Origin of the sequence: Streptomyces sp. BI87, from assembly GCF_025957665.1 — a bacterium.
Lineage (GTDB): Bacteria > Actinomycetota > Actinomycetes > Streptomycetales > Streptomycetaceae > Streptomyces > Streptomyces albidoflavus.
This window is the reverse complement of sequence record NZ_CP110079.1, coordinates 2,262,522-2,274,000: the sequence shown is the minus strand read 5'-3', so window position 1 is coordinate 2,274,000 and position 11,479 is coordinate 2,262,522. Positions and strand designations below refer to the sequence as shown.

The following is an 11,479-nucleotide window of genomic DNA, read 5'->3' as shown; positions in this document are numbered from 1 at the left end:
GGCCGCCCGGTGTTGCCACCGGACGGCCCCGCCAACACCAGCTGAACTGGGCTTACTTGACCGCCCCCGACATCAGGCCGGAGACGAACTGCCGCTGGAAGGCGAAGAAGACCGCCAGCGGGATGATCATCGACAGGAACGCCCCGGGGGCGAGGATGTCGATGTTGTTGCCGAACTGGCGTACCTGCTGCTGGAGGGCGACCGTCACCGGCGGGGAGTCCGAGTCGGCGAAGACCAACGCCACCAGCATGTCGTTCCAGACCCACAGGAACTGGAAGATGCCGAGCGAGGCGACGGCCGGGCCGCCCAGCGGCAGCACCACCCGGGTGAAGAGCCGCACCTCGCCCGCGCCGTCCAGCCGGGCCGCCTCCATCAGCTCCTTCGGGATCTGCGCGAAGAAGTTCCGCATCAGGAAGACGGCGAAGGGCAGGCCGAAGGCCACGTGGAAGAGGACCACCCCGGCCGTCGTCTCGAAGAGCCCGACCCAGCCGAACAGCTCCGACACCGGCACCAGCGCCACCTGCACCGGCACCGCCAGCAGGGCCACCACCAGCACGAACCACCAGTCGCGGCCGGGGAACTCCAGCCACGCGAAGGCGTACCCGGCCAGCGAGCCGATCACGATGACCAGCACCGTCGCCGGGACGGTGATCGCCACCGTGGAGAGCAGCGAACCGGTGATCGCGCCGTCCTCCAGCACCCCCTGGTAGTTCTCCCAGGTCAGCTGGGCCGGGGCGGTGAACACCGTCCACCAGCCGCTCTCCGCGATGTCGCCCGGGGCGCGCAGCGAGGAGAGCAGCAGCCCCACCGTCGGCATCAGCCAGAACAGGCCGACCACCACCAGGACGAACTGCACCAGCCCGCCGCTCAGCCGGGCCGCGATCCGCGATCCCAGCGCGGGCTCACGCGCGCTCATCGGCGTGCCTCCTTCCGCAGCCGCCGCACATTGGTCACCATCACCGGCATCACCAGCAGGAAGAGCAGCACCGCGATGGCGCTCGCCACCCCGAGGTCCCGGTCGCCGAAGGCCGAGTCGTAGAGCTGGACCGCCAGCACGTTGGCGTCGTCCCGGGAGGAGCCCGGGGCGATCACCACGATCAGGTCGAAGATCTTCAGGACGTTGATCATCAGCGTCACCAGGACCACGCCGAGCACCGGCGCCAGCATCGGCACCGTGATCCGCCGGAAGACCTGCCACTCGTTGGCGCCGTCGATCCGGGCCGCCTCCATCAGCTCCCGGGGCACGCCCGCGAGCCCTGCCGCGATCAGCACCATCGCGAACCCGGCCCACATCCACACGTACGCGCTGATCACCGAGAGGGTCACCAGGGACGGGCCGAGCCAGTCGACGCCGTTGTACGGCTCGCGGAAGTTGTCCGCCGGGAAGCGCAGCTGCGCCCCGTCGGCCTCGGCGGGCAGGGTGAAGGTGCCGTCGGGGCCCGCCCGGGTCTCGGCGACCACCTTGCCGTCCTTGACCGCCTCCACCCGGATGCCGGGATAGCCCAGCTCCTTCGCGTCGACCACCGACGGGGTTCCGCCGCCGCCCCGGGTGAAGTCCTGCCAGGCGGTGCCGGTGACCTTGCCCGGGTCGGGCTCGGCCTCGGCGGCCGGGGCCGCGTCCTTCGGCATCTGGTCCGGGGCCACGCCGACCAGCGGCAGCAGCACCGGCTCACCGGCACGGGCCGGCTCCCGGGTGGTGAAGGAACCGCCCTCGCTCTTCTCCAGCGGGGACTTGGGGCCCGGGTGGGCCTTGGGGAAGGCCGAGGACTCGTTGAAGGTGTCGTGGACCGCGACCCAGGCCGCGTTGGCGACACCCCGGTCCGGGTCCTGCTCGTAGACGAGCCGGAAGATGATGCCGGAGGCCAGCATCGAGATGGCCATCGGCATGAAGACGACCAGCTTGAACGCCGTGCCCCAGCGGACCCGCTCGGTCAGCACCGCGAAGACCAGGCCGAGGGCGGTGGCGACGGTCGGCGCCAGCACCACCCAGATCAGGTTGTTGGTCAGCGCCGTGCGGATGGAGTCGTCGGTGAAGAGGGTGACGTAGTTGTCGATGCCGACGAAGGACTCGCCGGCCTTGTCCAGCACGCTGCGGACCACCGAGTACCCGATCGGGTACACCACCAGCGCCCCCAGCAGCACCAGCGCCGGAAGCAGGAACAGCACGGGGGTCCAGCGGCGTCGCCTGCGGGCCGGAGCCGGCGGGACCGCCGCCGGTCCGGCCTTCGTCGCGTCCGCCATCCTCACTCCTTGTAGGCAGCGGCGGCGGCCCGCTCCAGGGCCTTCTGGGTACCCGCGACGTCCTTCGGGTTCTTCAGGAAGTCCTGGAGCGCCTTCCACTCGCCCTTGCCGGGCGTCCCGCCGAACGCCTGCGGCGCCTGGTCCGACATGTCGAAGCGGATGTCGTCCCCGGCGGCGATCAGCGCCTCGGCTATGTCCCGCTGCACGTCGTTGGGGTACGCGGCGGTGTCCACGGCCTTGTTGGGGGAGAGGAACCCGCCCTCCTTCGCCCAGATCTCGGCGCTCTCGGGGGCGGCCAGGAAGGTCAGCAGCGCCTGCGCGCCCTTGCTGTCCTTCAGTGCCACGGCCGCGTCGCCGCCCACCACGGCGGGCGAGTTCTCGCCGACCGCCGGGAACGGGAAGACCTTGGCGTCGGCGCCGATCTCGGCGTCGGTCTGGCCGATGTTGATGGAGACGAAGTCGCCCTCGAAGACCATGCCGGCCTTGGGCTGGTCACCGCCGGTGAAGGTCTGCGTCACCGAGGCCGGGAACTCCGTCTGGAGGGCGCCGCTCTGGCCGCCCGCCAGGAAGTCCTTGTTGCCGAAGAGCTCCGCCAGGGTCTCCAGCGCCTTCGTCACCGACGCGTCGGTCCACTTGATCTCGTGCTTCGCCAGCTGGTCGTACTTCTCCGGGCCCGCCTGCGACAGGTACACGTTCTCGAACCAGTCGGTCAGCGTCCAGCCGTCCGCACCGGCCACCGACACCGGGGTCACCCCCGAGTCGAAGACGGTCTGCGCCGCCTTCAGGAACTCGTCCCAGGTCTTCGGCTCCTCGACACCCGCGTTCTCGAAGACCGCCGTGTTGTACCAGACCAGCGACTTGTTGGCCGCCTTGAAGTACACGCCGTACGGGGTCCCGTCGACCGAGCCGAGATCCGCCCAGCCCTTGCTGTAGTTGGTCGTCAGCGCCTCCTCGGCGCCCTTGCCGAGCGGCTTGGCCCAGCCGTTGGCCACCGCCTGCTCGATCGCGCCCACCTGCGGCAGCATCGCCACGTCGGGCTGGCCGCCGCCCGCCACCTTCGACTCCAGGAAACCGATGATCGGGTCCTGCGCCGGGACCAGCGTGACCTTGGCGCCGGTCGCCTCCTCGAAGGCGTCCAGGACCTTGCGGAACGCGTCCTTCTCCGGGCCGCTCCACACCGCGGCCACCGAGACCGTCTGGCCCTTCAGGTTCGGGCCCTTCGCCTTCGGCGTGTCGTCGTCCTTGCCGCCGTCGCCGCCCGAGCCCCCGCATGCGCTGAGGGTCAGGGCGGCGGCCGCCGCCAGCACGGCCGTCCTGCGGATGCGCGAAGCTCCACTCATGGCTTCCCCGTTCTGGTGGGTTCCGTCCGGCGGGCCCGTCCGGGGGACCCGCCGATGTGGTGTTCCGGTCTACGCGGGCGGCCCGGGGTCGGCAAGAGGCGGTCACGGCCAACTCACCGATGTGATCGCCTTGTGACGTGCCGTCAGTGCAGCTCCGGAGGGTTCACGACGGTCGTGCCGGGTTGTCCCACGGCGTCCGCGCCCGGGGCCTTCGCGGCCCTCCGCACGCCCGGAACCCGGGACCACCGTCCGCGCCCCGGGGACCGCCCACGCCTCCCGGCCCACGGCAGCGGCTGGCGGAGGGCGTGGGCCGGCTCAGCAGTGACAGCCCGGCCTACGTCCTCCACCCGCCGAGGCGATGATCGAGGCGGGCGCGGTACGGGGCGTTCCGCCCGACGTGAGCCGAGCGGCCGGCCCCCGGCCCGCCCGGCTCACGTACCCGCTGCCGCCGCCCGTTCCAGCGCGCTCGCCAGCAGCGCCAAGTCGGTGGGGCCGTTGCCCAGTTCGCGTACCGGCCGTCGGGTGGGCGGGTCGCCGGCGCGGGACCAGTCCAGGGGGACGACGGTCGGCCGCAGGGTGGCCGTGCGCGGGATGCGGCCGCTGACCCGGCCCGCCTGGAAGGGGACGGGGAGGTCGGTGTCGGGGGCGGTGAGGGTGCCGCGGCCGGGGGCCGGGTCCTCGGGGCCGCCGAGTGGGGTGTCCAGGGTGACGCGGAGCAGGGTGCGGCGGGCCAGTTCGGTGGTGGCGGCGCGTTCCGTCGAGGCGGTGGTGGCGATCAGGTGGACGCCGAGGCGTTCGCCGTCCCGGGCCACCGCCTCCAGGGCCCGGACCACCGACCCGGCCGAGGGCCTGCCCGGCGAGCCGAGCGCGGGGGAGAGGAGGGCGTCGAGGTCGTCGACGAGGACGACGAGGCGGGGCGGGGGAGCGGCGGCCGCCGGTTCGGAGGCTCCACCGGGAGTGGTGCGCAGCCGCAGGGTGCGGCTCGGCGGTGCCTCCACCTCGCCGTGCTGCTGGGCGGGGAGCGTCGCGGGCGCGGTTCGGGTGTCTCCGGTGAGTGCCTGGTGGGAGACGGTGCCGGGGCGGGAGGCGGCACCGTCGCGGGCTATCGCCGTCGTCCGGGCCGACCGCGGCGCGGGCACCGAGGGGGTGGGGGCGGCGGCGGGGGTGAGGAGTTCGGCGCGGCGCTTCACCTCGGCCGCCAGGGTCTGCGCGAACTCCCGCATGACCACCGGGTCGTGGGCGCCGAGACGGGCGGTGACGTGCGGCAGCTCCGTACAGGAGCGCAGCCCCTCGCCGACGCCGGGGCCGCCCGTGTCCGCCCCGTCGAGCAGGATCAGCCCGAGCCGCTCGGGCCGTTCGGCCGCGCAGAGCGAGGCGGCCAGCGCGCGGAGCAGTTCGGTGCGGCCGCTGCCGGGCGGACCCTCGATCAGCAGGTGGGCGCCGTGGTCGGCGGCCAGGTCGACGGTGACGGGGCCGTGCCGTCCGGCGCCGAGGACCGCCTGTACGCAGCCGGGCGGGCCCTGCGCCGGATGGGGCTGGTCGGCGGCGGCAGCCCAGCGGGCCAGCAAGGAGGCCGGGGTGGCGCGGGCCAGGCCCAGTTCGTCCAGGAGGCGGGCCGTGCGGGGGAGCGGGGCGGCGACCCGGGCGTGCGGCTCGGCCGAGGGGGTGTCGGGGCGCAGCGGGGCCAGCGCGCGGGCGAACCGCTCGGCCCAGGCGGGCGAGACCGCGTCGACGGTGGCGGGCACGCCCTGCCCGACCGGGCTGCCTCCGGCGACCCGCAGCAGCCGGAGCGCGGTGGCGACGTCGCCGGTGAGCAGGGCGGCGGCCCCGCAGGAGCGGAACGCCGGGTTCTGCCCGGTGGCGGCCTCGAAGGTGGCGGCCAGCGGCGAGGTCGGCGAGGCGGGCTCCGTCTCGGCCAGGCAGAGCACGTGGATACCGGCCGCCGCACCCTGAGCGGCCAGCCGCTCCGCCGCCTCCCGCAGCTCGGCCGTACCGGGATCGCCGTCGAGCACCACCACGGTGTACGGGCCGCTCCCGGCCTCGTCGACCACGCCGCCGGCGGCCCGGCGCGCGGCCTGCTCGTGCAGGGTGTCGTCGAGGCGGCGCAGCAGCTCGCCGGTGCGGGCGGCGGCCTGTTCGCGGTCGTGGGCCAGGAGCAGGCGGCAGTCCTGGCCCCGGGCCGGTCGCACGTGCGGCAGCCAGCCCAGCCAGGACCACTCGGCGGTCCGCTCCTCCACAGGCCGGGACCGGTCGGCGGAGATCAGGACCAGGTCGAGCCGGTCCGGCGCGTGCAGGGCGGTGAGCTGGGCGAGTACGGCGCGGGCCAGCCCCGTCAGCCGCGGCCGGGGCCCGGCGAGCCCGAGCGAACCGGCCTCCAGCAGGCTGACGGTGACCGGCACCGCCTGGAGCGGGCCCGCGCCGGGACCGGCGGAACGGTCGGCGGTGCCCAGGCGCACGGTGAGCGTCTCGGGGTGGCCCTGCGCCCGCTCCCACAGGCGCGGGCCCGGACCGAGCGCGGTCAGCAGCAGGGCGGCCGGGTCCGGCCAGGCGTCGGGCAGCCGGGGGGCGGGCGCGGGCGGGGCCGCCGGTTCGGGCACGGCCGCGCCGGAGGTACGAGGCGCGGAGAAGCGCCGGGCCCAGGCACCGAGGCCGCCGCGCCTGCGGGGCGCCGCCGCCTCCTCCGGCTCGTACGCCTCCTGGCCGGCGTCGGGGGCCGGGGCGGACGGCGGAGCCTGCTCAGCCGGGGCGAAGGGGACGACGGGCCCGGCGTCGGGGGTGGCGACGCGGAGGCGGCCCTCCCCGTCGGCGGAGGCGGGCACGGCGGGCGGCGGCTCGTCGGCCAGGCGCAGCCCGGACTCGCCGATGCGCAGCAGGGCGCCCGGGGCCAGCCGGACGGGCTCGCGGCCGACCGGCTCGCCGTCCACCGTGGTGCCGTTGGTCGAGTCGAGGTCGGCGACGAGCACCCGGCCGTCGGCGCCGACGGTGACGGTGCAGTGGGCCCGGGAGACGTCCGGGTCGTCCAGGGCGATGTCGGCGTCCTCGGCCCGGCCGACCCCGGCGCGGCCGCCGTGCAGCAGGTGGACGCCGCCCGCGTCCGGCCCGGAGACGACGTGCAGCCGCGTACGGGCGTCCGGCGGGACCGGGGCGGGTCCCGGGCCGTGCAGGGAGAGGACGGCGCCGTCGATCAGCGGCGGGTCGCCGAGCAGGGAGCGCTGGCTGTCGAGCCGGTTAGCGCCCGCGTACAGCACGACGGGCCCCTCGCCCGCCTGCGCCGCCTGCGCGAGGGCACCGGAGACCGCCGCGAGCGGGGTGCCCGGGGGAGCGGTGACCAGGACGTCGCAGCCGTCGGGGGCGGCCGGGCCGCCGGGCGGTCCGAGGACGGTCAGCCGGATCTGCATCGCGGTCAGCGGTCCCTTCTGCGCCGGGACGGCGGAAGGCTCGCAAGCCCGAACACCCGCCGCGCACCGGCCCGTCGGCCAGTACATCGAAGGCATCCTGTCACTTGCCGGTGACAACGCGCGCCCCGCCCAACAGTAAGTGATCTTGATTGGCCGTCTCTGCTCGGAAAAGTCCCGGCGGGACCGGCGACGGGGTACGCGGACACCGACGGGGCGTCGCTTCGCGCCCCGGGACGGACGGCGGAGGCCCTGGCCTTTCGAGGCGGGCCGCACCCCGGGGGCGCTGCCGCGCGCCCGTCCGCTCCGCTCCGCCGTCCCGCGCCTCCCGTGCGCCGTCCCCGGGCCGATCCCCGGCTTCGACGGGACTTACCGCCCGCCCCTGACCTGCCTCCCTGCCCCGAGAACACCACCCCCGCCCTCGTACGCGTGTGCGGTCCCACGCCCGGACGGCTGACCCGGGAGGGCCGGTCGGCACTACAGTGGGCCGGAACATCCGGGAGCGGTTCGCCTCACCGGTGACCGGAGGCGGCCCCACGGGGCGGTCTCCCGCGCGGTCCGCCCGGCCGCCGGTCGCCGCGCGCGGGCCGGGCCCGGTCCGGAGGCCTGAGCGGGCCGCCGGGCGGGTACGGAGCCCAGGGGCCCCGGACCCGGCAGAGCATCGACGCATCGACCGAAGACACCACACCGACCAGGATCGGCGCCCCGGGCGGACGCCGGACCCACCTGATCAGCAGGGAGCGCATGACGTGCGGCCGGTAGGCAGCAAGTACCTCCTGGAGGAGCCGCTCGGGCGCGGCGCCACCGGCACCGTCTGGCGGGCCCGTCAGACCGTGCCCGCCGGAGCCGAGGCGGCCGTCACCGGCAGCCCCGGGGAGACCGTCGCCATCAAGGTCCTCAAGGAGGAGCTGGCGAGCGACCCGGACATCGTGATGCGCTTCCTGCGCGAGCGTTCCGTCCTGCTCCGCCTGACCCACCCGAACATCGTCCGGGTCCGCGACCTCGTCGTCGAGGGCGACCTGCTCGCCCTCGTCATGGACCTGGTCGACGGCCCCGACCTCCACCGCTACCTGCGGGAGAACGGACCGCTCTCCCCGGTCGCCGCGAGCCTGCTGACCGCGCAGGTCGCCGACGCGCTCGCCGCCAGCCACGCCGACGGCGTCGTCCACCGCGACCTCAAACCGGCCAACGTGCTGCTGCGCGAGTCCGGCGGCGAGCTGCACCCGCTCCTCACCGACTTCGGCATCGCCCGCCTCGCCGACTCGCCGGGGCTCACCCGCACCCACGAGTTCGTCGGCACCCCGGCCTACGTGGCCCCGGAGTCCGCCGAGGGCCGCCCGCAGACCTCCGCCGTCGACATCTACGGCGCCGGCATCCTCCTCTACGAGCTGCTCACCGGCCGCCCGCCGTTCGCCGGCGGCACCGCGCTCGAAGTCCTCCACCGGCACCTGGAGGAGGAGCCCGCCCGGCCCGGGAACGTCCCCGAGCCCCTGTGGACCGTGGTCGAACGCTGCCTGCGCAAGAACCCGGACGAGCGGCCCAGCGCCGAGAACCTCGCCCGCGCCCTGCGCACCGTCGCCCAGGGCGTCGGCGTGCACGCCTCCAGCGCGCAGATCGCCGCCGCCGAGGGCGTGGGCGCGCTGCTCGCCCCCGACCCGTCCCCGGCCCCGGTCCCGCAGGACCCCGGCGGCGACCCGAACGCCGCCACCACCGTCCTGCCCACCACCGGCGCCCCCGGCAGCCACGACCCGGCCGCCGCCACCAGCGTCCTGCCGAACACCGGCCCCGGCGCGGGCGGACGCGGCGGCGACGCCGACCCGACCGCGATGATGCCGCCGGTCCCGCCCGGCCAGAACCCGGACGACCCGCACCCCTGGCAGAACCAGCTGCGCGCCGCCCGCGACCGCAACGAACAGACCCAGGTCCAGTACCTCGACCCGGGCGAGGACCCGCTGCGCCGCCGCCCCCAGCGCCGCCCCGCCCCCGGGCAGGGCCAGGGCCAGGGCCAGGGCCAGCAGCAGGGCGGCTACGACAACCGCGGCCACCAGCAGGCCCCGCCGCCCCAGCCGTACCCGAACCAGCAGCAGTACGCCGCCCCGCCCCAGCACCAGCCGCAGCGGTACGCGCCGCCCCCGCCGCCCCAGCCGCAGCCCCAGCGGTACGAACCGCAGCCGCCGCCGCGCGCCGAGCGGCCGCCGAGGGAGCCCCGCGAGCCGCGCCGCCGCAGCGCCAACCCGATGCGCATCCCCGGCCTGGGCTGCCTCAAGGGCTGCCTCTTCACGCTGGTGATCCTCTTCGTCGCGGGCTGGCTGATCTGGGAGCTGACCCCGCTCCAGGAGTGGATCGGCGCCGGGAAGGGCTACTGGGAGCAGATCAGCAGTTGGGTGGAGTCGGTCGTCGACTGGGTGTCCAGCTTCAACTAGGGCACGGGCCGGGGGCCGCCTGCCCCGGGCCGTGGGCCGAACCGGGCCGTCCGCGTCGTACGCCTGCGCGGACGGCCCGGCAGTTTTTTCAGATCAGCGACTGTGCAGACAAGTCGACATATGGCCCGGTCAATTTCGGACCGGAACCCCCGGGAAACCGGGCAAAAGCAGTCGTCGGGGCGGCCCGGACCGCCGACCCGGGCACGGGGGTCCGCCGACGGCGCGTATTTTGACCGGGCGGGCGGCTGCGGACGTACGCCGGGCGGGCCTGGAGCGGGCCGCCCCCGCCCAGCGGTGCCCACACCCCCTCAGTCCCCGCGGCGTGGCCCCGGGGCCCGACACGTCGGAGCACGTCTTGGCACGGAAGATCGGCAGCCGGTACACCGCCCACCAGATCCTGGGCCGGGGCAGCGCCGGGACGGTGTGGCTCGGCGAGGGGCCCGAGGGGCCCGTCGCCGTGAAGATCCTCCGCGACGACCTCGCCGCCGACCAGGAACTCGTCGGCCGCTTCGTCCAGGAGCGGACCGCGCTGCTCGGCCTCGACCACCCGCACGTGGTCGCCGTCCGCGACCTGGTCGTCGACGGCAACGACCTCGCCCTCGTCATGGACCTGGTCCGGGGCACCGACCTGCGCACCCGGCTCAACCGGGAGCGCCGGCTCGCCCCCGAGGCCGCCGTCGCCATCACCGCCGACATCGCCGACGGTCTGGCCGCCGCGCACGCCGCCGGGGTCATCCACCGCGACGTCAAGCCCGAGAACGTCCTCCTCGACATGGAGGGGCCGCTCGGCCCCGGTGGCGCCCACCCGGCCCTGCTGACCGACTTCGGCGTGGCCAAGCTCATCGACACCCCGCGCCGCACCCCGGACCGGGCCGCCGGACGCGCCCCCGCCACCAAGATCATCGGTACGCCGGACTACCTCGCCCCCGAGATCGTCGAGGGGCTGCCGCCGCGCGCCGCCGTCGACATCTACGCCCTCGCCACCGTGCTCTACGAGCTGCTGGCCGGGTTCACGCCGTTCGGCGGGGGGCACCCGGGGGCGGTGCTGCGGCGGCACGTCACCGAGACCGTGGTGCCGCTGCCCGGCATCCCCGAGGAGCTGTGGCAGCTCCTCGTCCAGTGCCTCGCCAAGGCCCCCGCCTCCCGGCTGCGCGCCGCCGAGCTGGCCGCCCGGCTGCGGGAGCAACTGCCCTCGCTCGCCGGGATCGGGCCGCTCGACGTCGACGAGCCCGAGACCGACGAGGCCGAGCCGCCCGCCGCCCCCGAGGAGCCCGCGGCTCCGGCCGAGCAGACGCCGCGCCGGGCCGCCGTCTCCCTCGTCCCCGGGGCCCCGGCCCGTGACGGCGCCAACCGCGACACCCACACCAGCATGCGCGTCCCGGCCCCCGACGAACTGGCCGGCGGCGCCCGCGGCACCGCCCGTGCCCCCCGCGCCTCCGGCGCCCCCCGCCCCGGCTCCGCCCGCCACCGCGCCGAACAACGCCGCCGCCGCCTCCGCCTCACCCTCGCCGCGGCAGCCACCGCCATCGCCCTCGCCATCGCCGGCTACACCGCCACCCAGTCCGACACCCCACCCCCGTCGGCCCCCGGCCAACAGGGCCCTGGCGCCAGGCCGTAGGCCGCCGGGCCTGGCGGGGCCGGCTGGGCTCGGTGTCCTCAAGCGCCGGGCGGGCTTTGTTGACCGGGCGTCCGTAGCTCGCGGCGCCCGGCTCGCGCCTTGCGCCTCACGGCTTCCGGCGGCCCGATGGCGCTTGCTGTGGCTTGCCGCGCGTGCTGAGGGCCCTGGCCCGAGGCGGGCAAAATCAAGCCCGTCCGGCGATTGAGGACATCTGTGACGGAGGCGACCACGGCCGATGACCGGCCCCACCGCCCGCGCCAGGCGCCACCCCAGCCCGTCCGGCGCTTGAGGACAGTCGGTGACGGAGGCGGCCAGGGCCAGTCGCCCTCCCGCCACCCTGCCAGGGGCCCCGCCCCCAGCCCGTCCGGCGCCTGAGGACACCCCCGGGCAGCGGCGCCCACGACCAGCCCCGAGCCACAAGGCCCCCCGCCAAGGCCCGCCCGGCCCCAGGGCCCCCATGTG

Annotated in this window: 6 protein-coding genes; 2 read left to right on the top strand and 4 right to left on the bottom strand. The window is 75.8% G+C overall.

Going from position 1 to position 11,479, the window contains the following annotated elements:
• Positions 1-52: 52 nt before the first annotated feature.
• The 4 genes from OIM89_RS09815 to OIM89_RS09800 all read right to left on the bottom strand — a co-directional run bounded on the left by OIM89_RS09815 (position 53) and on the right by OIM89_RS09800 (position 6,979).
• Complete coding sequence (locus tag OIM89_RS09815) at positions 53-916, bottom strand: carbohydrate ABC transporter permease (protein WP_030696364.1); 864 nt, start codon at positions 914-916, stop codon at positions 53-55.
• On the bottom strand, positions 913-2,241 hold the full coding sequence (locus OIM89_RS09810) for a carbohydrate ABC transporter permease (protein WP_030696365.1): 1,329 nt from the start codon (positions 2,239-2,241) through the stop codon (positions 913-915). Before OIM89_RS09810 ends, OIM89_RS09815 begins: the two co-directional genes overlap by 4 nt.
• A 2-nt stretch (positions 2,242-2,243) precedes the next feature.
• On the bottom strand, positions 2,244-3,581 hold the full coding sequence (locus tag OIM89_RS09805; RefSeq protein WP_247860299.1) for an ABC transporter substrate-binding protein: 1,338 nt from the start codon (positions 3,579-3,581) through the stop codon (positions 2,244-2,246).
• A gap of 431 nt (positions 3,582-4,012) precedes the next feature.
• Entirely contained in the window at positions 4,013-6,979 is a 2,967-nt protein-coding gene (locus OIM89_RS09800; RefSeq protein ID WP_264491157.1) for an FHA domain-containing protein, read from the bottom strand.
• A 746-nt stretch (positions 6,980-7,725) separates the two neighbouring features.
• On the opposite strand from OIM89_RS09800, the gene OIM89_RS09795 reads away from it, so the two are divergent.
• Both OIM89_RS09795 and OIM89_RS09790 read left to right on the top strand, forming a co-directional pair.
• Positions 7,726-9,399, top strand: a complete 1,674-nt coding sequence (locus OIM89_RS09795) for a serine/threonine-protein kinase (protein ID WP_264491156.1) — start codon at positions 7,726-7,728, stop codon at positions 9,397-9,399.
• A gap of 355 nt (positions 9,400-9,754) precedes the next feature.
• Complete coding sequence (locus tag OIM89_RS09790; RefSeq protein WP_047470130.1) at positions 9,755-11,017, top strand: serine/threonine-protein kinase; 1,263 nt, start codon at positions 9,755-9,757, stop codon at positions 11,015-11,017.
• The last annotated feature ends 462 nt before the right edge of the window (positions 11,018-11,479 follow it).

What these genes read in the sequence shown, in the direction of transcription:
- OIM89_RS09810 (WP_030696365.1), bottom strand. Translation starts at nt 2,241, where the DNA reads ATGGCGGACGCGACGAAGGCCGGACCGGCGGCGGTCCCGCCGGCTCCG.
- OIM89_RS09800 (WP_264491157.1), bottom strand. Translation starts at nt 6,979, where the DNA reads ATGCAGATCCGGCTGACCGTCCTCGGACCGCCCGGCGGCCCGGCCGCC.
- OIM89_RS09815 (WP_030696364.1), bottom strand. Translation starts at nt 916, where the DNA reads ATGAGCGCGCGTGAGCCCGCGCTGGGATCGCGGATCGCGGCCCGGCTG.
- OIM89_RS09805 (WP_247860299.1), bottom strand. Translation starts at nt 3,581, where the DNA reads ATGAGTGGAGCTTCGCGCATCCGCAGGACGGCCGTGCTGGCGGCGGCC.